Genomic DNA, 20,428 nt, shown 5'->3' with positions numbered 1-20,428 from the left:
CACAAGGTTTATCCTGTCGCGCTTACGGAGGTTTTTTATGCAGATCTATAAAGTCGGTGGCGCAGTGCGCGACCGCCTGCTGGGCAAACCGGTAACCGATGTCGATTGGGTAGTTGTGGGCGCAACTACCGACGAAATGCTGATCAAGGGCTATCGCCCGGTGGGTACAGACTTCCCGGTTTTTCTCCATCCACTGACGGGCGAAGAATACGCCCTGGCCCGCACCGAACGTAAAAGCGGGCGCGGTTATGGCGGCTTTGTGTTCCATGCCAGCCCCGACGTCACCCTCGAAGATGACTTGATCCGTCGCGACCTGACCATCAACGCCATCGCCGAAGATAAAGAGGGCAACCTGACCGACCCTTACGGCGGCCAGCGTGACCTTGAGGCGCGAGTTTTGCGCCACGTTTCCCCCGCGTTCGCCGAAGATCCCCTGCGAGTTCTACGCGTGGCGCGCTTTGCCGCACGGTACGCGCCGGAAGGTTTCAGCATCGCTCCTGAAACACTTGAGCTGATGCGTCAGCTAAGCGAATCAGGCGAACTTGATGCGCTGACGCCGGAACGCAGCTGGAAGGAAATTTCCCGTGCGCTCATGGAAAAACAGCCACAAGTATTTATTCGCGTGTTGCGTGACTGCGGCGCTCTGAAGGAGCTTTTGCCGGAAGTGGACGCACTGTTCGGCGTCCCCCAGCCACCCGCCCATCATCCGGAAATAGACACCGGCGAGCATGTGCTGAGCGTTCTGCAACAGGCAGCCATCCATCAGCAACCGCTGAACGTGCGCTGGGCCTGTTTGCTGCATGACTTGGGGAAAGGCCTGACGCCTGAAGACGAGTGGCCGAGGCATATTGCCCACGAACACACTGGATTACGGCTGATCAAGGGAGTGAATACTCGCTTCAAGGCGCCACGCGACTGTCAGGAGTTGGCGTTGCTTGTGGGGGAATATCACACCCATGGCCACCGGGCATTGGAACTGAAGCCTTCGACAGTGCTCGATTTGCTGCACAGTTTTGACGTCTATCGTCGGCCTCAGCGCTTCGAAGACTTCATCATCGCCTGCGAAATGGACGCCCGAGGCCGACACGGCTTCGAACAACGCGACTACCCGCAAGCCGAGTACCTGCGCGGCGCAGCTGAAGCGGCACGCGCGGTCTCGGTACAGCCGCTGATCGAGAAGGGTTTCAAGGGGCAGGAGCTGGGCGAAGCGCTCAAGGCCGAACGACTGGATGCGTTGAAGGTTTACAAGGCGCAGTACAACAGCTGAGATTGATACGATCTTCTGTAGGAGCTGCCGAAGGCTGCGAAAACGATATACCTGATCGATCGCGTTCGCAGCCTTCGGCAGCTCCTACAACATTCAGCTATCCAGCAAACTCCGCGGCGTCAGCTGTGTTTCGCGCCACTCAAACGCCACCGGCCACAATTGCTGCTCGATCTGCGCATCAGCCCAAAGCTGCTCGAAAGAAACGCCTGCCTCAGGATGCAGACGATCCGGTGCAATCAGCGACAACGGCCACAGCACGAAAGCGTTCTTGAGAATCTCGGCACGAGGCAGGATCAAACCGTCGAAGTCCCCCACCTGATCGCCATACAGCAGCACATCGATATCCAGCGGCAGTCCCTTGCGGTCAGGGGCATAACGGCCGTTATCAGCCTCGATAAACTTCAGACGGCGGTCCAGCTCCATCAACGGCAGCGCGGTCAAACCCGTCGCCACCAGGTTGTAAAACAGACCGCTCTTGATCCCGACTGGCTGACTTTCAAATACCGGCGAGCAAACGATTTCGCTGACGAAGCCATCCAGCGCTTCCAGCCCCGCGATCAGGTGCTTCTCGCGATCGATATTACTGCCCAAACCAAGATAAACCCGTGTCAGCGACATCCGCGCTCGATCTCCACGCCCACACCGGCTGCAGCTGCAACAGCGCCAGGCTTGGTCAGTTTCAGGTGCAGCCACGGAATCTGGAATTCACTCATGAGCACCTCTGCCAGTCGTTCGGCAAAGGTCTCCACCAGCTGAAACTGCGCCTTATCGGCAAAATCCAGGATGCGTGTGGAGACGCTGGCGTAGTCGAGTGCCTTGCTCAGGTCATCACCAGCAGCGGCTGGTCGATTATCCCAGGCAAAACTCAGGTCCAGACGCAGGCACTGGCGAATGCCCCGCTCCCAGTCGTAAGCACCGATCACGGTATCGACTTCCAGACCCTCAATGAAAACTCTGTCCAAACACCACTCTCCACTGCACGACAAGGGCGCGATGCGCCGTTAGAATCAGGGCTTCCCAGCCCGGAATAGTTAGCATGTTTTGGTTACTGGCGATCTTCGCCTACCTGCTTGGCTCACTGTCCTTCGCCATCCTTCTGAGCCGCCTCACTGGCAGCCCGGACCCGCGCGCCAGCGGTTCTGGCAATGCGGGCGCGACCAATATGTTGCGTCTTGCCGGCAAAAAACTCGCGATCCTGACCCTGCTCGGCGACTTGTGCAAAGGCTTGATGCCTGTACTGATCGCCAATATGGCCGGGATGGGTCCCAGAGCGCAGGCCTGGATTGGGCTCTGCGCGGTGCTGGGTCATCTGTTCCCGCTTTACTTTCGCTTCCGTGGCGGCAAAGGCGTCGCCACTGCTGCCGGTGTGTTGCTGGGGCTTTATCCGCCCGCCGCCATCCTGGCAATTTGTGCATGGGCGCTGGTGTTCTATCTGACCCGCACCAGCTCGATCGCGGCGCTGATCGCCACGCCGCTGACCCTGCCATTGCTGGCGTGGCAAGAACCCAGGGCGCTGCTGCCGATGACCTTGCTCACATTGCTGATTGTCTGGCGTCACCGGGGCAATCTACGCGACCTGTTTGCCGGGCGCGAACGGCATTTTTGAATTACCTGGATGAATCCGCCTCAAGTTGCACCTACAAACCCTGCAACTGCTCCATCGGCCAGCGGGCCTGAACGCTGATGCTCAAATCTTCTTTCTGACCGGCCTGCAAACGCTGACATCCGGCAAAAGCGATCATCGCGCCGTTATCGGTACAGAACTCAGGACGAGCGTAGAAAACATTGCCCTTGAGGTCGCCCAGCATTTTCTCCAGCGACGCCCGCAGGGACTTGTTGGCGCTCACGCCGCCTGCAATCACCAGACGCTTCATGCCGGTCTGCTTCAATGCGCGCTTGCACTTGATGGTCAAAGTCTCCACCACTGCCTGCTGGAAGGCCAGCGAGATGTCGCAACGAGTCTGCTCACTGTCGTCCCCAGTGCTCTGGCATTGCTGCCAGGTCGTCAGCGTGGAGGTTTTCAGGCCGCTGAAACTGAAGTCCAGCCCTGGGCGGTCGGTCATTGGACGCGGAAAGACAAAACGTCCGGCCACGCCTTTGGTCGCCAGCGCCGCAATTTCAGGTCCACCCGGATACTGCAGACCCATCATCTTTGCCGTTTTGTCGAAAGCTTCGCCCGCAGCGTCATCCAGCGTCTCGCCCAACAACTCATACAGGCCAATGCCATCGACCCGAACCAGTTGCGTGTGCCCACCGGACACCAACAAAGCGACGAACGGAAACTCCGGCGGCTGTGCTTCCAGCATCGGGGCCAGCAGGTGGCCTTCCATATGGTGAACGCCCAGCGCAGGAATATCCCAGGCGAACGCCAGCGCCTGGGCACAGGACGCGCCGACCAGCAAAGCGCCTACAAGGCCCGGCCCTGCTGTGTATGCGATGGCATCAATGTCGGTAGTGACAACACCGGCGTCGGCTATGACCTGACGAATCAAAGGCAACATGCGCTTGACGTGATCACGTGACGCAAGCTCCGGCACCACACCGCCATAAGCGCGATGCAGGTCGATTTGACTGAACAAAGCGTCGGCCAGCAGCCCGCGCTCACTGTCGTAAAGCGCGACGCCGGTTTCGTCGCAAGAGGTTTCTAATCCCAGTACTAGCATGGGTTTGCGCCTTGTATAGGCTGAATTCGAAGGCGCGCATAATAGTCGCCACCCGATGCTCCGACCAGCGGTTTTCGATCAGAGGCTTTGCATTCCTCTCAATGAGGGGTTAACATCCGCAACCCTTAAAAACCGACGTACTTATGTGCAGTCTTTGCACGAGACGTTGACCCCGGTAATGAATGAAGGTAGCTCTGGATGCCAGCCGTCAAAGTTAAAGAGAACGAACCCTTCGACGTAGCTCTGCGTCGTTTCAAGCGCTCCTGCGAAAAAGCCGGTGTTCTGGCTGAAGTTCGTAGCCGCGAATTTTACGAGAAGCCTACTTCTGAGCGTAAGCGTAAAGCAGCAGCCGCTGTTAAGCGTCACGCCAAGAAAGTACAGCGCGAACAGCGCCGCGCCGTTCGTCTGTATTAATTTACAGACGTCTGTCGCAAGCTTCTGCAATGCCCGGCCCCAAAGCCGGGCTAGCGGCAGTTAAGGCACAGCATAAGCTACATCGAAGAAGCACACGGGTCGCACATGCGCACCTGACACTTCCTCAAAGCACGTCCCGCCTGAGGTTCAGGCCACGTTGATCACGTCATTCATGACGAACGCATCAAGGTGAATGACGAGTATGCCTTGATGATCTTCGCAAGAAGTTCAGCCAAGGCAGCGTCGCCCTCGACATGCTGAGCACAGCGAATCCGTAACCGGCATTCGATTTGCTACGAACAGCAACATGCTTAAAGCCGTCACTGCCTGAGTTCTGCTGCCTGATGTTAACAGCGGGTCACGGGTAGATTGCTGGCAGCTACCATTCCAGATAATGATGAGCAGTCGCGCTCAAGTCAGGCTGTGCATGCCCTTGTGGCATTACAGAAAGACCCGCAGCAGCCGTTACATCCTGGATTCGCCACGAGCCTCATGGCGGAACGCTTGATATGAGAACGATATGGCCGGGCTGATTCCCCAAGGCTTCATTGACGACCTCCTGAACCGCACCGACATCGTCGATGTTGTCAGCTCACGTCTGCAATTGAAGAAAACCGGGAAGAACTTCAGCGCCTGCTGCCCGTTCCACAAGGAAAAGACCCCGTCTTTCAGCGTCAGCCCCGACAAGCAGTTCTACTACTGCTTTGGTTGCGGCGCAGGGGGCAACGCCCTCGGTTTCATCATGGACCACGACAACCTGGATTTCGTCCAGGCCGTCGAAGACCTGGCGAAATCAGCGGGCATGGAAGTCCCCAGAGAACAAGGCACCAAAGGGCAAAAGCCCCGACAGCCTGTGGACTCGCCGCTTTACCCGCTGCTCACCGCCGCCGCCGAGTATTACCGCCTTGCTTTGAAGAACCATCCATCGCGCAAAGCTGCAGTGGAGTACCTGAAAGGTCGCGGCCTTTCAGGGGAAATCGCTCGTGACTTCGGTCTTGGCTTTGCCCCACCCGGTTGGGACAACCTGCACAAGCACTTGAGCAGCGATACGCTTCAACAGAAAGCCATGATCGATGCCGGCCTGTTGATCGAGAATGCCGAAACGGGCAAGCGCTACGACCGCTTCCGCGACCGGGTGATGTTTCCAATCCGCGACAGCCGCGGCCGGGTCATCGCTTTTGGCGGACGAGTATTGGGCGACGACAAACCCAAATATCTGAACTCGCCTGAAACACCTGTATTCCATAAGGGCCAAGAGCTTTACGGCCTGTTCGAAGCGCGCAAATTCAACCGCAACCTCGATGAAATCATCGTGGTCGAAGGCTACATGGACGTCATTGCTCTTGCCCAGCAAGGCTTGCGCAATGCCGTTGCCACACTGGGCACCGCAACCAGCGAAGAACACTTGAAGCGGCTGTTCCGGGTGGTGCCAAACGTCTTGTTCTGTTTTGACGGCGATCAGGCAGGTCGCAATGCCGCATGGCGCGCACTGGAAGCAACGCTTTCCAGCCTGCAAGATGGGCGCCGCGCGCGATTCCTGTTTCTGCCCGAAGGCGAAGACCCGGACACCCTGGTTCGCGCTGAAGGCACCGATGCGTTCAAAGCCCGCATCCATCAGCATGCCCAGCCGCTGGCCGACTACTTCTTCGAACAGTTGACCAAGGAAGCAGACCCACGCTCCCTTGAGGGCAAGGCCCACATGGCCACCCTCGCCGCACCGCTGATCGACAAAGTGCCCGGCGCCAACCTGCGTACGCTAATGCGTCAGCGATTGACGCAGATAACCGGCCTGAGCAATGAAAACGTCAACCAGCTGGTACAGAACGCACCGGCGGAAGCGCCTCCGAGCTACGACCCCGGCTTCGATTACGACGCCATGCCCGACTATGCCGATTACCAGCCACAGGGCGGATACGAACAACCCCCTCAGCAGGAATGGACGCCGAAAAAATCCGGCGGCCAGGGCCAGAAAAAGTGGGAAAAGAAGCCGTGGGACAAAAAAGGTAAGCGCGGAGATGACGAACCACGTGCCCCGCGGACGCCGACGACCGTCGAACCACCAACGTTGACGGCATTGAGAACACTTCTGCATCACCCGGAGCTGGCCGAGAAAGTCGAAGATGCCAGCCACTTGGCCGCAGAAGATCATATTTATGCGCAGTTATTGGTCGCTTTGCTCGAAGCTTTGCAAAAAAATCCGAAGCTGCGCTCGCTGCAACTGATTGCCCGCTGGCACGGCACCGAACAGGGCCGATTGCTGCGAGCATTAGCGGAAAAGGAATGGTTGATCTCGGCCGATAACCTTGAACAACAGTTTTTCGACACTATAACTAGGTTATCCGCCCGCCAACGCGAGCGCAGCCTGGAGCAATTAATCAGGAAGGAACGCCAGTCAGGCCTGGACGCAGAGGAAAAACTTCTGCTGCTCAAGCTGTTAAATCGGAATGTTCCTGCACAAACCCCGACCTCAACTGGCGCGTGAGGTCATAGCTCGGGTATAATCCCCGGCTTGTTTTTTGCCCGCCAAGACCTTCAGTGGATAGGGTGTTATGTCCGGAAAAGCGCAACAGCAGTCTCGTATCAAAGAGTTGATCACCCTGGGTCGTGAGCAGAAGTATCTGACTTACGCAGAGGTCAACGACCACCTGCCTGAGGATATTTCAGATCCCGAGCAGGTGGAAGACATCATCCGCATGATTAATGACATGGGGATCCCGGTACACGAGAGTGCCCCGGATGCGGACGCCCTGATGCTGGCCGACGCCGATACCGACGAAGCAGCCGCAGAAGAAGCGGCCGCAGCGTTGGCAGCGGTTGAGACCGACATTGGTCGTACCACTGACCCCGTGCGCATGTACATGCGTGAAATGGGTACGGTCGAGCTTCTGACCCGTGAAGGCGAAATTGAAATCGCCAAGCGTATCGAAGAAGGCATTCGTGAAGTGATGGGCGCAATTGCGCACTTCCCGGGCACGGTTGACCACATTCTCTCCGAGTACACCCGCGTCACGACGGAAGGCGGTCGCCTGTCCGACGTACTGAGCGGCTACATCGACCCGGATGACGGCATTGCGCCGCCAGCTGAAGTTCCGCCGCCTGTTGATCCGAAAACAGCCAAGGCTGCCGAAGGCGACGACGACGAGGAAGAGAAAGACGAATCTTCTGACGATGAAGAAGAAGTCGAAAGCGGTCCCGATCCGATCATTGCCCAGCAGCGTTTTGGTGCGGTTTCCGATCAGATGGAAATCACCCGCAAGGCCCTGAAAAAGCATGGCCGCGACAGCAAGCAAGCGATTGCCGAGCTGGTTGCACTGGCTGAGCTGTTCATGCCGATCAAGCTGGTTCCTAAACAGTTTGAAGGTCTGGTTGAACGTGTTCGTAGCGCACTTGAGCGCCTGCGTGCTCAGGAACGCGCCATCATGCAGCTGTGTGTACGCGATGCACGTATGCCGCGCGCCGATTTCCTTCGCCAGTTCCCAGGCAATGAAGTTGACGAAAGCTGGACTGATGCCCTGGCTAAAGGCAAAAGCAAATACGCTGAAGCCATTGCCCGTCTGCAGCCTGATATCCAGCGCTGCCAGCAGAAGCTGACCGCACTGCAGACCGAAACCGGTCTGACGATTGCTGAAATCAAGGACATCAACCGTCGCATGTCGATCGGTGAGGCCAAGGCCCGCCGCGCGAAGAAAGAGATGGTTGAAGCTAACCTGCGTCTGGTGATCTCGATCGCCAAGAAGTACACCAACCGTGGCCTGCAATTCCTCGACCTGATCCAGGAAGGCAACATCGGCTTGATGAAGGCGGTGGACAAGTTCGAATACCGTCGCGGTTACAAGTTCTCGACGTACGCTACATGGTGGATCCGTCAGGCAATCACTCGCTCGATCGCCGACCAGGCACGCACCATCCGTATTCCGGTGCACATGATCGAGACGATCAACAAACTCAACCGTATTTCCCGGCAGATGTTGCAGGAAATGGGTCGCGAACCGACCCCGGAAGAGTTGGGCGAACGCATGGAAATGCCTGAGGATAAAATCCGCAAGGTATTGAAGATCGCTAAAGAGCCGATCTCCATGGAAACCCCGATCGGTGATGACGAAGACTCGCACCTGGGTGACTTCATTGAAGACTCGACCATGCAGTCGCCAATCGATGTCGCTACCGTCGAAAGCTTGAAAGAAGCGACTCGCGAAGTTCTGTCGGGCCTTACCGCCCGCGAAGCCAAGGTTCTGCGTATGCGCTTCGGTATTGATATGAATACCGACCACACGCTGGAAGAAGTTGGCAAACAGTTCGACGTGACTCGTGAGCGCATTCGTCAGATCGAAGCGAAAGCTCTGCGCAAGTTGCGCCACCCGACAAGAAGCGAGCACTTGCGCTCGTTCCTTGACGAGTAAGCGAGCAAAGCTGCACACAAAACCCCCGGCCCTGCCGGGGGTTTTGTATTATGGGTCGCAAATTTTCAACTTGGAGCGACGGTTTTCTCAGTACGGCTACACTCTTCGGAGTGCCATCACGCCATCATGAGGCTGCCATGTTACAACTGTCGGCCATTGTTCTTGCGTATGCTCTCGCTCCTTCGGCAACCGCCGCACACTGGGAAAACCTTCCTGCCCCGAATCCAGTGGTGACGTCGGTTGCTCACCTGATGAATGCCAGCCCACTCCCAGGGCCTGCGACTCTGTATGCGACTTCATTCTCGCCGTCAGCCAATTCAGAACCGACGACTATCAGCGACACATCCCCAGGACAAGAAACAGCGTCTGAGTCTGGATCAGAGCCGATAGCACGTACCCGTGGCACAACATTCAGAGAAAGCTTTCTGCTTTATGGCTTACCGGGGCTTTTGCTGCTGTGCACGGTTCTGATCATCGTCATTCGTGTCAATCGACAGCTAAGTTCGGAAATCACCAGAAGGATGGAGCTGGAGCAGCAGCTGCGAAGTAGCGAATATCACTATCGCGGCATGGTCGAAAGCCTGTCGGCAATTGCCTGGGAGGCCAACCCGGAAGATTATCAATACAACTATGTCTCACCTCAGGCTGAAAACCTGCTGGGCTACCCGCTTCATCAATGGAAAGAACCGGGGTTCTGGCAGAGCATCGTGCATCCTCAGGACTTGCAGAAGACTGAAGCATTTTGCAGACAGGCGGCCAGCAGTGGCAACGATCACAGCGTGGATTACCGCGTCATCAGCGCAGACGGACGGACGCTCTGGGTACGCGACATCGTCAGCCTGATCAGACACGGTCGTAAACCCGTCATGCGTGGACTGATGATCGACATCAGCGAAACCAAACAAACCGAGGAGGCCTTGCGGCTTTCCGAAGGAAAATTCGCCTCGGTATTTGCTCAGTGCCCGGACATTCTGGTGATCGCCAGCCTGGTGGACGGCACCGTTCTGGAAGCTAACAGCGCATTCGTCGAGCAAATAGGCTTACGCGTAGAGGACATCATTGGCAGGACGCCCACTGAACTCGACATCTGGGGTGTTCCGGGCATAGGCCCCGGAATACTGGAGCGCCTCCGGACAGGCAGCATCCGCAACCTTGAGATGCCCTTTCGACGCAAAGACGGTCGCATGTTCTCCGGGCTGGTTTCCGCCGAACCTTTTGACCTGGACTCCACGCGAGCGGTGGTCGTTGTCGTGCGGGATATCACCCAGCTCAAACAGGCTCAGCAAGAACTTCAGCTGTCCGAGGAGAAGTTCGCCAAATCATTCCACTCCTCCCCGGACGGCCTGTTGATCACTCGCCAGCGTGATGGAATGCTAGTCGAGGTCAACGAAGGGTTCAGCCGCATTACCGGTCACGAGAGCTCAACCTCACTGGATCACTCCGTGATCGATCTGGGGATCTGGGCAAATCTGGACGAGCGCAGCAAATTGCTGGAGCAGCTGAACCGCGAAGGTTTCGTCCGCGATTTCCGCAGCCACATCCGACACAAGGATGGTCAGATTCGGCTGTGTGAAATCTCGTCACGACCCCTGCTCATCGGCGGCGAAGCCTGCATGCTGACCATCGCCCGGGACATTACCGAGCGTCATCAAATGCAGGAAAAACTACAACTGGCCGCCACTGTTTTCGAGAGCACCGCGGAAGGCGTATTGATTACCGATACCCGGCAGCGGATAAACGCCGTCAACCGGGCCTTCAGCGAAATCACCGGCTATAGCGAGCAGGAAGCTCTTGGTCAAACACCGAGCCTGATGGCTTCAGGCCTGCATGACAGCGCGTTCTATGCCGCCATGTGGTACCAGTTGACCGCGGAAGGACATTGGCAGGGAGAAATCACCAACCGCCGAAAAAACGGGGAGGTTTACCCAAGCTGGCTGACGATCAGCGCGGTCCGAAACCGGGAACAGTTCATCACCCACTTCGTCGCAGTCTTCGCTGATATTTCCAGCCTCAAACATGCTCAGGCGCGGCTGGACTACCAGGCTCACCACGACCCATTGACCGGCCTGCCCAACCGCACGCTGTTCGAAAGCCGACTGCAAGCCGCTCTGCTGCACAGTCTGGAATCCAACAGCCTTGGTGCGGTGCTGTTTCTTGACCTTGATCGCTTCAAACACATCAACGACAGCCTCGGCCATCCGGTGGGCGATCTGCTGCTCAAAGGCATCGCACAGCGCCTCAAAGAGAACCTGCGCGATATCGACACGGTGGCACGCCTGGGTGGAGACGAGTTCATCATCCTGCTGCCTGGCCTGCTGCACCCCAGCGATGCCGAAGCGGTCGCCACCAAACTACTGAACTGCTTCACCGCCCCTTTTCAGGCCGGAGAACATGAGTTCTTCATGAGTGCCAGCATCGGTAGCTGCCTGTTCCCTACCGACGGGCATGACGTGGCGACCGTGGTGAAAAACGCCGATGCCGCCATGTACCGCTCAAAAGCCAAAGGTCGTAACCGCGTTGAAAGCTATACACAGGACCTGACTTCACAGGCGAGCGCCCGTATCGCTCTCGAGCATGAGCTGCGCCGAGCCATCGAGCGTGATGAGTTCAGCCTCTGCTATCAGCCAAAAATCAGCCTGCTCAACCAAAGACTCGTCGGCGCCGAGGCGCTGCTGCGCTGGACACACCCCACCTTTGGCGAAGTACCACCAGAGCATTTCATTCCTCTGGCTGAAGAGAACGGCATGATTCTGCAGATCGGCGATTGGGTACTGGAGCGCGCCTGTCGGCAACTGCACGAGTGGAACACGCATTACCCCCCTTTCGGCGCCCTGTCGGTGAATCTGGCGGGCGCTCAACTACGTCAGCCAAATCTACTGGCCCGGATCGAACAACTGCTCTCTGACCACCACCTCGCTCCCGACTGCCTGCAATTGGAGATCACCGAAAACTTCATCATGAGCCAGGCCGAGGAAGCCCTCGCCGTCCTGCACAAACTCAAAACCCTTGGTGTACAACTCGCGATCGATGACTTCGGCACAGGCTACTCATCCCTGAGTTATCTGAAGCGCTTGCCACTGGACATCCTGAAAATCGACCAGTCGTTCGTACGCAGCCTGCCCGACGATCCACACGACGTCGCCATCGTCCGCGCCATCATCGCCTTGGGCCGCAGCATGCAACTGACCGTCATCGCCGAAGGCGTGGAGAACGACGAACAGCAGCAATTCCTCGCAAACGAAGGCTGCGAACAGATCCAGGGCTACATCGTCAGCCTCCCTCTCCCACCCGATGAATTCAGCTCGAAATTTCTTCGTACGACTCTTTCGGACTTTTCGGATAGCACAGCATCGAAACCGCCGTTATAATCCGCGGCCTACTGAGGGCCTATAGCTCAGTTGGTTAGAGCAGGGGACTCATAATCCCTTGGTCCACGGTTCGAGTCCGTGTGGGCCCACCAAATTAAAAAGCCGCGCTAATGCGCGGCTTTTTTTGTTTTGGGTAGAAGGCTTTCATGCCACCGAACGCTTGAAAGGTCCTTAATAGGGACTTATCGGTCCCTTTTTAGGACCGATCGATTTTATATGCCACCCCTACCCTTAAGTTACTACCACGCCGCGCAGCAATGGGCGGCAAAGTCGCCTGCAATGCTACCTGCGCCTGAACGCAAGCCATCGCGAGCAAGCTCACTCCTACAGGAGGTCGGTACTTCCCATAAAGATTTGTCGCCTGTAATGCCGCACTCGCGAATGAATTCGCTCCTACAAGGACATTGTGTTGGCGGTACCGCCTCTCTCAATCCACCACCACATGCGGCAAAAACCGGCTGCTGTCCTTGGTGATCAAGCTGTCGTCTTCCCGGATGCCAATCCCTGAAGCCAGATCGCCCACAACCCATGAGCCGATGAGTGTGTAGCTGTCGCCGAAGCGTGGCAGCGGGGCGAACTGTTGGAGGATGTAGGGGGCGTCGTTGTAGGGGCCGTCTTCGAAAATGACTTCGTCACCGGGGGTGCGGATTTCGATGTTGGCGCCTTCGCGGGAGAAGTAGGGTTTGCGGACCCAGCCTTTCGGGACAGGTGCTCGTGGGTCTTTGTCGACAAAGGTCGGCAGCAGATTCGGATGGCCTTCGTTGAACTTCCAGAGCAGCGCCAGGATGCCTTTGTTGGAGATGATGGACTTCCACGCAGGCTCGATGAATTGCGTGTCGCAGTACGGGACCGCCTGACCATGGGGTTCGTGGAACACGTGCTCCCAGGCATGCAGTTTGAAAATACGCTCGATCCAGCGGCCCTCAAGATCGACGAAGCGGCCCTGAGAGTTGAGGCCAATGTCTTCGATATCGATATGCCGGGTTTCAATGCCGACATGCTCGGCCATCTTGCGCAGGAATTCGGTCGTGCCCCGGTCTTCTGCCGAACCTGACATGGCCGAAAAGTAGAAAGGCCCGCCCTCTCTGATGGCTGCAAAAGCCCGAACCAGATCTTCTGCCAGCGAATTGAACTGCGAGGCATGGGCAGGCAAGACGCCTCGGGCAATTTGCTCTTCCAGCCAGATAAGCTGAAATGCGCCAGCCTCATACGCAGAGGTTGGCGTATCCATGTTGCCTTCCAGCAGCTTGGCCGGATTCACGCCGTCATAACTGAAGTCGAAGCGCCCGTACAAATGTGGGTGCCCCTCCTTCCAGGACGTCCGGACCAGATCGAAGAACGCTGGCGGGATGGCCAGTTCGGTCAGCAACTCCTCGCTCTCTACCACCCGCTCGACGGCATCCATACACATCGCATGAAGCTCCTGAGTCGGTGCTTCAATGTCGCGGGTGATCTGGGCTTCGGTGAACTGGTAGTAGGCGCGCTCATCCCAGTAGCGCTCGCCGTCGATGGTGTGGAAATCAAATCCCTCACGCTCGGCGGTTTCGCGCCAGTCAGGGCGCTCTTCGATACTGATCTTTTTCATGGCTAGCGCTCCCGTCAGCCGCCGAAACCGCTGCTTTTGCCGCCCCAACCGCTGCGAGCCGTTGCCTGGCTGCCAAACCCGCCACGGGAAACCGACGATGAGACTGACGAGTTACGGCCCAGCGTGCTCTTGGTGTAAGAACCGGTTGAGCTGGTGCGCGCCTGAGTGGAATTGCCGAAGGTCTTGCCGCGCTCGATCTGACGGGACAGTGTCGAGGACTGATAGCCGCCGCGGGAGTCGCGCTCCTGATAGACCGGCTGGGAATAGTAACGACCGCCGCCACCACTGAAGCCGTTGATCATGTTGCTGACCAACATGCCCATCAGAAACCCGTTGACGCCAGAGCTGGCGAAGCCTGAGCCCCCCGACTGGTTCGCCTGAGCCTTTGCAGCCTCGACCTGATCCTTGGGCAATTCACCGGAAATCTCCAGCTGAAAGCCGCCCATCTTGGGCGTGAATTTGCCGTCGGAATTCTGCTGGCAGTAATCAGGGACGAAATCCGCTTCACACGCGGCTGCGTTGTCGTAAGTAGGCGCAATACGGCGGTGATCCGCCAAGGCCGTCATGTAGGCATCCGAGCACACATCGACGGGGACCTTCTGGTCCACGCAGGCTTGCACAGTCGGATACGTCTGCTGGGCCGTCACTTCCACAGTATCGGGCTTGCTGCACGCACTGATTGCCAGTGGCAGGGTGCTGGCCAGGACCAGCTTCAAAGAACTACGTCTCATCGAATACTCCTTTCGATCACAGGCAATCAGGTCGACGGCGTCATGCAGGCCGAATTGAGGAAGCCGACACTGATCGAAACGCTGGCCGCGTAAATGGCAGCGGCCAGTTCGCCACGAGTGATGCGAGCCGAGAGGTCTTTGAGAACAAAATTGGTTGCGGTAAATGCCAACAATTGCACAACGGCCGCGATGAGTGCCCAGATCACCACGTCCAGCACACTGATGCTGTAAGTGATCACGTTGCTGGCAGGCAGGGCGAAGCCAATCAATGCGCCGCCCAGCGCAATAGCTGCAGCGACATTGCCTTCACGAATCTGCACGAACTCTTTGTGCGGCGTCAGACGGGTGTAAGCCATCTGGAACAGACCAAACAAACCACCGGCCACAATGATGTAGATAATGAAACTCAGCACCGACTGAAAGCTGAGGGACAAACTGAGTGCATCAAGCATTTTTACTTCCTTTTAGAGGACGGTGAAGTCTGTGGACTGCAGCGTGACGCCAACCGAGGTAGTGAGCGAGACCACGCCCTCTTCATCCTCTTCGACAGACAGCAGCAAGAACTCGCGACGATCAATCAAGCCCGTGTCGCGGGCGTACAGCATACTCAAATGCTCGATGCGATAGCTGCCATCCGGATTGGCAACTTCTTCGGTCATCGGGGTCAGCTCGGTCTGCCCCTCTTCAGTGCCCCACTGACGCTCGTACTCCCAGCCGTCATGCTCATACTGTGGCAAACCGATTTTTGATTCAGGGCCCACCAGACGCTTCAACTCCGATTCGCTGTTGATGGTCACGACGCTGCTGTAGCCGAACAGGATCACGTCCTGAACGTCTTCGGCCGCAGGGCCATTCATCATGACCTGCATCCAGTAGTCTTCATCTTCGAAGTAGAAGCGCACCAGCCGAATGGACTGTCCCAGATCAACGTGACCGACAGACCAGACCACCTCTTCATTGGGTACGACCAGTTCCGTATGCCCATCGAGCAGCAGCTTGAGCGAGTCATCAAGATCCAGCATGCGTCCGGTTGCCAGCCCAAACGGCGTGAGCAACGCCGCGCCATTCAACGGCGCGGTCGTGGCGGATGGCTTTGGCGGTGCCAGGCCCAAAGCTCGTTTGATCCAACTCATAATGCGTTTCCTTTCATTGGCGCCGAAGCAATGCTCTGCGCGAAATTTGCTCACACTGACGGTTTTTCACCCAGCCCCTTTGCGTGCATCAGCCAGGCCACGACAATACCGGCAAGCGCGCCCGCAATGTGGGATTCAACCGAGACGCCCGGCACCGGTATGAAGCCCAGGATCAATCCGCTGTAGCCCACCAATGTCACCAATGCGATGGCGAAGCTGATCAGACTGCGCTGAAACCACGCGCGCGCCAAGAGATAAGCCCACAACCCAAAGATCAATCCACTGGCCCCGACATGAATCGTCGGCCGCCCCACTGTCCAGACCAACAGGCCGCCCAGTAGCGTTATCAGCAACACTACACGGACATAACGCTGCAAGCCTTCGGTTGCGACCAGCCAGCTCAACACGATAAAGGGCAGCAGGTTACTCAGCAAATGACGAACAGAGCCGTGCAGAAACGGGGAAAAAATAATGCCTTGCAGCCCCGACCAGGTCCTGGGGACCAGACCATGGCTGATCAGACTGTTTGCGGTCAGCGAGTTAATCACCTGGACTGCGATCATCAAAGCGGCGAGGCCAAGAATAACGCGTAGTCCCTTTCCGACATTCATGTAGGCACCGATCGAACCAGACGAAGGCAATCAAGCAAAAGCAAACAGAAAAAAGGGGCAAACGGTTTTCCGCCTGCCCCTCTTTCAACAGTGTTACTGACCCGCGTTGCCACCTTGGTTCTGTGCCTTGAGGCGAGCCAGCACGTCAGCCGCACCACCGGTTTTCGCGCCGATACCGGCGTCCTGCAAACGACGCTCCAGATCACCACCGTTGGCGGCGTCCGCCAGCTCTTCGGCAGCTTCCAGTTTGGCGTCCTGCTCGTCCTGACGCTGCTTGATGCGCGCCAGCGAACCCACGGCAGTTTCCAGACGACCATTGGCACCGCCTGTGGCTGCGGCGGCGTTGATTTGCGCTTTCTGCACGCTATCACGCGCCTTGGCCATGTCGGCTTGCTGACGCAGGCCCTTGATCTGGCTTTCGGCCTTGGTGACCTGAGCCGTCAACTTGGTGACCTGAATGCCGAACTGATCAGCGGCGGCTTTTTCCTGATCGCGCAGTGCGGTCAGTTCGGAAACCTTTTCCGCACACTCCAGCGCCAGACCTTCTTCGCCCTTGTTCATGGCGGCGATGGCTTTCTGTTCCCAGTTAGCGATGTTCTTGTCGTGTTCGTCCACACGCTGTACGGACAGCTTGTGCTTGGCTTTGATCTGGATCAGTTGATTGCGAGCGGCGAGCATAGAGGCATCGGCGTCGCGGATTTCCTGGTCCAGAATTCGTAGTGCCTGAGCGTCGACGATTGCCTCACCGACCTCGGAGGCGCCGCCACGCATAGCGGTAACCATTTTCTTCCAAAGGCTCATTGATTTGTCTCCCGATTACTGTGAGTCAACTGTTAAAAAATCTTCGTAGGCATCAGCGGCGCGGATCACGTTGTCTGCCAGGGTAAACACTTCCTGGACAATGACGGTCAGTGAAGAAGCCGCGCTCAGTGCGCCAAACATGCTGTAGACGGTCTCGCCGTTCGGCATGGTTTCGATACCGATGGAAGACAGCGGGAAAATGTCCCGGCTACGCAAAACGGTGTCGTTGAATGCCGCGACGTCTTTTACCTGGGAGGCGTAAACCAGTACGCAATCCACAAGAATCTGGTCGCCAGCAATTGCAATGATGATCGGCAGGCCACCGAAGTTGTTCATCGTCACGCTCAAGCTTGGCTCGGCCCCCTGGACCAGCGTCAACTCGACTTCATTACTCTTCACCACGTCCAGTTCAGCGAGCGCCGAGTGCAGCGTGTCGATGGTCCAGTTGGTATTTTCGCTCATGAATTCCTCCAGTTTGATGCGGTTACCCAAATAGGGCTGGCGTAACACTTTTTCGACGTGTCTCAAGACTTCAGCGTTTTCAGGAAGCACATACAGCTCTCTTTTGACGTACCCGGCTGCCGTCAGCCGTGCACGCATTTCACGCATGTAGTCGGTTGAAGTTTTTCGAGCCATCCGAGCGCCTTCCAGGACATCACATGTGATGGTTCAGCAAGCTACTCTCAAAAAAACTGACATGCAATACCTCACATGTGATGAAACATTTCATCGCGACTGTGGCTTACTGACTTCATCCCGCGTCTCCTCCGGGATCGATTCTCAAACCGCGCGGTCTTTTACGCATGACCAATTCCCGCTCTCTCCGCTTGCCGTTCTGGTTGCGTCGCGTTTTGCGACCGTTGCTGGATCCTTATCGCCGTTTCCGCCATGCTCGCCTGATCCATGCGGCGCGAATCGCGGTCGGGTTGCTGGTGACGATTCTATTGACCACAGGGCTCAACCTGCCTCACGGCGAGTGGGCGTCGGTGACGATGCTGATCGTGATTGGCGGCTTGCAGCATCACGGCAATATCCGCAAAAAATCCGTCGAGCGTGCCTACGGGACGTTGATCGGCGCGGGGCTTGGGTTGCTGGTCGTTGTGCAGCAGGGCTATCTGGAGATACCGCTGCTGACGTACGCCATGATGTCGGTGATGTGCGGATTCTTTGCCTATCACGCGATTGGCAAAGGTGGTTATACCGCGCTGCTGTCGGCAATTACCCTGTTCATCGTTGCAGGCCATGGTTACAACCCGATCAGCGACGGCTTGTGGCGCACGGTCGACATCCTGATCGGTATCGCACTGGCCCTGGCGTTTTCCTTCGCACTGCCTCTGTATGCCGTGTTCTCTTGGCGCTACAACCTGGCCAGCGGGTTGCGCGACTGCGCGAAAGTGTATGGCCGCATCATCCATGGTCAGCCTGTTACCGCTGATGAGCACTTGAAGCTAATGGCGCGCCTGAACGGCACGATGCTGCAATTGCGCTCGCTGTTGCCTTCGGTGTCCAAGGAAGTGCGAATTTCCATGGTCGAGCTTGATGCGATTCAAGGGCACTTCCGTATGTGCCTGAGTACGCTGGAGATCCTTGCCAATATACGGCCAGATGATCTTGATCAAGCGGCCGGTCCAGAGTGGCGCGCACGTCTGGATACGGAGTTTCGCCAAACCCGTCGCCAATTGATCGCCATGGCGCGCGCACTGCAAACCGGTGCTACAGAGCGCCTGCAGCGCACATCCGAAACGAACCTGCCAGACCTGGGTTACCCGATACCTGTGCAACTGACGGGCTATCACCTGTTGATGCTGCAACTGGCAAGCAACATCGACGGTCTGCAACAGCGACTCGCAAAAACTGCGAAGCGCTGGAGAATCTGATCAGTCCAGGCAAACGTTAACGTCTCGCACGCAGTCAGACCGGCAGATGACAGACCACCGAAACTGCGATAGCTTGCCCAAAGGCACGGTGACATTAGCCAAAGACCAGAAAGGAAGTTCAAACTTCCGCACTCCAAGGGGCAATCAATAGCCCCTTTTTCCGTACTTTTTTTCCACATTTTCATGTGAAGGCTGCCGCCTTATCACTCTTTGAAGTACACGAAAATGATCGAACCCGAACGGATCGTCACTCTCTCCCGGGAAGTGGAAGCGTTAGCGAATCGAGGTGTCAGCGATATACAAATGATCACGCGGCAAACTCGACTATTGGCGATCAATGCGCTGATTGAAGCGGCGCATGCGGGTAAGGCCGGGCTGGGTTTTTCAGTGGTGGCAGAAGAGGTCAAGGACATCTCCGAACGGATTTCGAAAATTGCCAGCGGCCTGACCCAGGATTTGCAGGCCTCAGTCAACGAGCTGACTGACCTTGGACGTGGCATGTGCTTCGACGTACGCGGTCAGCGGCTGGCGGATCTGTCGCTGAACATGATCGAGATCATCGACCGCAACCTTTATGAGCGCACGTGCGATGTCCGCTGGTGGGCGACCGATGCCTCGCTGGTCGATGCGTTAACCACAACCACGCCGGAAACCAGCGCTCACGCCAGTGGGCGACTGGGGATCATTCTCGACAGCTACACCGTGTATCTGGATATCTGGGTTGCAGACACCAAAGGACGCGTCATCGCCTCAGGTCGACCGGACACTTTTGGCAAGGTCATCGGCGCCAACGTAGCCGAGGCTCCATGGTTCAAGCAAGCCGTGCGGCATTCATCGGGCGATCAGTATTTCGCCGGGGAAGTGGCAGTGGAACCGTTGCTTAACGGCTCGCAAACCTGTGCGTTCAGCGCTGCTGTGCGCAGCAAGGCTGGCAAGCAAACGCCGGTGATTGGCGTGATCGGTATTTTCTTTGACTGGAAAAACCAGGCGGACTCAATCATTAATGGTGTGCGCTTGAGCGACGAAGAGCGCTCCCGCAGCCGGGTGATGCTGGTCGACGCCAACCACAAGGTCATTGCCAGCTCCGACGCACAGAGCCACTTGGGGCAAAACGTAGACCTGAAGTTCAAAGCCGGACAAGCCAGCGGTTACAGCGCTCAGCCCAACAACGTCATTCAGGGTTACTCGATGACGCCTGGATTTGAGACCTATCCCGGCATGGGCTGGCTGGGTGTGATCGAGCAGCAGTTGCCAACGATAGAGGGGTAGCGCGAAGCAGATCAAGCGAACTGTTTGAAATGCACTCCTGTAGGAGCTGCCGATGTTGCGATGACGGTGTGTCAGGATAATTGCATCGCAGCCTTCGGCAGCTCCTACAGGGACCGCGTTCCTGCGTCACTACATTCAATACCCCGCCGCCGCCCCATTACTGCGCGGATCAAACGCACCCTCGAAAGAACCATTCGACAAACGCACCGCAGCCGCGGCATGCCCCATGGTTTCGGTAAAGGGCGCGAGTATCTCGACTTCATGACCGAGTGCTTTCAGTTGCTCGATTACCTCAGGCGCAATGCGTGA

The 20,428-nt window shown here is 57.1% G+C and carries 17 protein-coding genes, 1 tRNA gene and 1 pseudogene; 9 read left to right on the top strand and 10 right to left on the bottom strand.

The annotated features are described in order from the left end of the window. Positions 1–37 precede the first annotated feature (37 nt). Positions 38–1,267, top strand: a complete 1,230-nt coding sequence (locus H8S59_RS11840) for a multifunctional CCA addition/repair protein (protein ID WP_187521516.1) — start codon at positions 38–40, stop codon at positions 1,265–1,267. A gap of 93 nt (positions 1,268–1,360) precedes the next feature. Here the strand turns inward: H8S59_RS11840 and folK are convergent, their stop codons facing one another. Both folK and folB read right to left on the bottom strand, forming a co-directional pair. After that, positions 1,361–1,885 (bottom strand): 2-amino-4-hydroxy-6-hydroxymethyldihydropteridine diphosphokinase, encoded by a 525-nt coding sequence (gene folK, locus H8S59_RS11835; RefSeq protein ID WP_095101107.1) that lies wholly within the window; start codon positions 1,883–1,885, stop codon positions 1,361–1,363. After that, positions 1,876–2,229, bottom strand: a complete 354-nt coding sequence (gene folB, locus H8S59_RS11830; protein WP_027899460.1) for a dihydroneopterin aldolase — start codon at positions 2,227–2,229, stop codon at positions 1,876–1,878. Before folB ends, folK begins: the two co-directional genes overlap by 10 nt. Before the next feature lie 74 nt (positions 2,230–2,303). Here folB and plsY point away from each other — a divergent pair, with 74 nt between their 5' ends. Beyond that, the gene (plsY, locus tag H8S59_RS11825; RefSeq protein ID WP_187521515.1) at positions 2,304–2,873 is read left to right on the top strand and encodes a glycerol-3-phosphate 1-O-acyltransferase PlsY; all 570 of its coding nucleotides are present in this window, start codon (positions 2,304–2,306) and stop codon (positions 2,871–2,873) included. Positions 2,874–2,904: 31 nt separating this feature from the next. Here plsY and tsaD read toward each other — a convergent pair whose 3' ends face one another. Continuing rightward, entirely contained in the window at positions 2,905–3,930 is a 1,026-nt protein-coding gene (gene tsaD / locus H8S59_RS11820; RefSeq protein WP_095101101.1) for a tRNA (adenosine(37)-N6)-threonylcarbamoyltransferase complex transferase subunit TsaD, read from the bottom strand. A gap of 198 nt (positions 3,931–4,128) precedes the next feature. Here tsaD and rpsU point away from each other — a divergent pair, with 198 nt between their 5' ends. From rpsU to H8S59_RS11795, 5 genes and pseudogenes are all read left to right on the top strand, one after another. Further along, on the top strand, positions 4,129–4,344 hold the full coding sequence (gene rpsU, locus H8S59_RS11815) for a 30S ribosomal protein S21 (RefSeq protein ID WP_002551877.1): 216 nt from the start codon (positions 4,129–4,131) through the stop codon (positions 4,342–4,344). Positions 4,345–4,864: 520 nt separating this feature from the next. Next, on the top strand, positions 4,865–6,826 hold the full coding sequence (gene dnaG / locus H8S59_RS11810) for a DNA primase (RefSeq protein ID WP_187521514.1): 1,962 nt from the start codon (positions 4,865–4,867) through the stop codon (positions 6,824–6,826). A gap of 67 nt (positions 6,827–6,893) precedes the next feature. Next, positions 6,894–8,744 (top strand): RNA polymerase sigma factor RpoD, encoded by a 1,851-nt coding sequence (gene rpoD / locus H8S59_RS11805; RefSeq protein ID WP_095101097.1) that lies wholly within the window; start codon positions 6,894–6,896, stop codon positions 8,742–8,744. Between the two features lie 425 nt (positions 8,745–9,169). Next, positions 9,170–12,112 (top strand): annotated as a pseudogene (locus tag H8S59_RS11800) (sensor domain-containing protein); the annotation flags it as partial. 15 nt (positions 12,113–12,127) lie between these two features. Next, positions 12,128–12,204, top strand: a tRNA-Ile gene (locus tag H8S59_RS11795). A 335-nt stretch (positions 12,205–12,539) separates the two neighbouring features. Here H8S59_RS11795 and H8S59_RS11790 read toward each other — a convergent pair. The 7 genes from H8S59_RS11790 to H8S59_RS11760 form a co-directional block, all read right to left on the bottom strand. Next, on the bottom strand, positions 12,540–13,697 hold the full coding sequence (locus H8S59_RS11790) for a glutathionylspermidine synthase family protein (protein WP_187521513.1): 1,158 nt from the start codon (positions 13,695–13,697) through the stop codon (positions 12,540–12,542). Between the two features lie 14 nt (positions 13,698–13,711). Then, complete coding sequence (locus tag H8S59_RS11785) at positions 13,712–14,428, bottom strand: DUF1190 domain-containing protein (RefSeq protein WP_187521512.1); 717 nt, start codon at positions 14,426–14,428, stop codon at positions 13,712–13,714. Positions 14,429–14,454: 26 nt separating this feature from the next. Next, entirely contained in the window at positions 14,455–14,880 is a 426-nt protein-coding gene (locus H8S59_RS11780) for a DUF350 domain-containing protein (RefSeq protein WP_095101089.1), read from the bottom strand. Positions 14,881–14,892: 12 nt separating this feature from the next. Further along, the gene (locus H8S59_RS11775; protein WP_187521511.1) at positions 14,893–15,561 is read right to left on the bottom strand and encodes a DUF2491 family protein; all 669 of its coding nucleotides are present in this window, start codon (positions 15,559–15,561) and stop codon (positions 14,893–14,895) included. A gap of 50 nt (positions 15,562–15,611) precedes the next feature. Then, positions 15,612–16,172, bottom strand: a complete 561-nt coding sequence (locus tag H8S59_RS11770; RefSeq protein WP_187521510.1) for a rhomboid family intramembrane serine protease — start codon at positions 16,170–16,172, stop codon at positions 15,612–15,614. A gap of 93 nt (positions 16,173–16,265) precedes the next feature. Beyond that, positions 16,266–16,973 (bottom strand): PspA/IM30 family protein, encoded by a 708-nt coding sequence (locus H8S59_RS11765; protein ID WP_027899473.1) that lies wholly within the window; start codon positions 16,971–16,973, stop codon positions 16,266–16,268. 15 nt (positions 16,974–16,988) lie between these two features. Then, positions 16,989–17,609 (bottom strand): YjfI family protein, encoded by a 621-nt coding sequence (locus tag H8S59_RS11760; RefSeq protein ID WP_095101083.1) that lies wholly within the window; start codon positions 17,607–17,609, stop codon positions 16,989–16,991. A gap of 167 nt (positions 17,610–17,776) precedes the next feature. Between H8S59_RS11760 and H8S59_RS11755 the strand changes: the two genes are divergently transcribed. Together H8S59_RS11755 and H8S59_RS27075 are read left to right on the top strand one after the other, a co-directional pair. Further along, positions 17,777–18,850, top strand: a complete 1,074-nt coding sequence (locus tag H8S59_RS11755) for an FUSC family protein (protein WP_095101081.1) — start codon at positions 17,777–17,779, stop codon at positions 18,848–18,850. 225 nt (positions 18,851–19,075) lie between these two features. Further along, the gene (locus tag H8S59_RS27075) at positions 19,076–20,119 is read left to right on the top strand and encodes a methyl-accepting chemotaxis protein (protein WP_187521509.1); all 1,044 of its coding nucleotides are present in this window, start codon (positions 19,076–19,078) and stop codon (positions 20,117–20,119) included. The last annotated feature ends 309 nt before the right edge of the window (positions 20,120–20,428 follow it).

The organism is Pseudomonas folii, from assembly GCF_014357575.1.
Taxonomy (GTDB): domain Bacteria; phylum Pseudomonadota; class Gammaproteobacteria; order Pseudomonadales; family Pseudomonadaceae; genus Aquipseudomonas; species Aquipseudomonas folii.
The sequence above is the reverse complement of the archived record's forward strand: the minus strand, read 5'-3'. Positions and strand labels throughout refer to the sequence as shown.